Source organism: Micrococcus sp. KRD070, assembly GCF_017168435.1.
GTDB lineage: Bacteria > Actinomycetota > Actinomycetes > Actinomycetales > Micrococcaceae > Micrococcus > Micrococcus luteus.
Genome location: NZ_JABFNH010000030.1, coordinates 1 through 1157, shown reverse-complemented (window position 1 = coordinate 1157; position 1157 = coordinate 1). Strand labels below are relative to the sequence as shown.

At 71.6% G+C, this 1157-nt stretch carries 1 protein-coding gene; it reads right to left on the bottom strand.

The window, feature by feature from the left end; translation table 11 throughout:
• Nucleotides 1-224: 224 nt before the first annotated feature.
• Nucleotides 225-1004: a hypothetical protein gene (locus J1M38_RS11275; protein ID WP_206450818.1), complete on the bottom strand. Its 780-nt coding sequence runs from the start codon at nt 1002-1004 to the stop codon at nt 225-227.
• Nucleotides 1005-1157 lie beyond the last annotated feature (153 nt).

Here is a 1157-nt window from a genome sequence, read left to right as displayed (position 1 = left end):
TGTCTGGGCCGGCGACCGGCGGGGGACGTGTCGTGGAGGGGCAGCCAGCTGCCGGTGCCGCGCTGCGAGCTCGCGGTGCCGCGGAGACAGCGGCAGCCGCCGCGGGCGGACGGCCCCGCCCGCATCGTGCGGGCGGGGCCACCGGGGGGTGTGGGCGCTCGCGGCCCGGGTGGTCAGCGGCGGGGCCGCCGCAGTGCGACGACCCCGCCGAGAGGGAGAGGGAATCAGGCCGTGGCGGGAGCCTCGGCGGTTCCGCGGGTGCTGGCCCGCTCCACGGCGGAGCCCTCCCGCACGCTGGCGGACTCCGGGGACTGCATCAGCGGCACGGCGCGGAACAGACGTCCCACGCCCTCGTACTCGGCGTCGATCGTGGGGAGCTGTTCCCGACGGATCGGCATCAGAATGCCGTGTGCCCACTGGCCGTGGACCCACGCGACGGGCTTGCCCGAGTGGTTGGTGTCCGGGTCGAACGTGAGCACCTCACCGTCGCTGGTGTACCGCGCCGTCACGTCGGCCAGCGCCTTGACGTACTTCGGATTGACCGTGAACGTGCCCTCCTCGAGCGCGCCCCGCGGCTGGGTGTGCAGGCGGAACAGGGAAGCGATCTTCGGATACTCGTCCGCGTCCGCGTAGTTCTTCAGCGGCACCGTCTGCACCTGCCCGTTCGCCGCGTGGACGGTGAACGTGACGGTGTCCTCGTCGGCCGTCAGCTCCACCGTGCCGTCCTTCTTCGCGGCGCGGAGCACCGGGAGCAGAACCTTCAGGCCCGAGCGGTGCAGGCGCACCGGCGGCAGGCCCGCGCCGTGCGCGGGCGCCTCCAGGGCGTACTCGGTCAGCGTGCGGGCGAGCTGGTAGCGGTCCGTGCTGTAGGCGATCAGGCCCTGGTCGGTCACCTCCAGAGGGACCGTGGTCAGGCGAGCCCCGACCGGCTCGTCGGCGAGGCGGGCGGGGTAGGAAGCGACATCGAGACCGCGGAGCAGCTGGCGGGCGTTGAACGTGAGCATGAGAGCCTCCAAGGCTAGGGGTGCAGGGGGCCGGGTGCCTCCCGCTGAGTCAAACCATACACGGGTTGTGGTGTGGGCGCAATCGGTTGTGTGGTGTTGTTTGTGGTGGGGGTGTGGTGGTGTGCTGGCGGTGTTATGGCACTGTCTCTTATA

Excerpts from the sequence above, each read along its gene's own strand:
- J1M38_RS11275 (WP_206450818.1), bottom strand. The coding sequence starts at position 1,004 with ATGCTCACGTTCAACGCCCGCCAGCTGCTCCGCGGTCTCGATGTCGCT.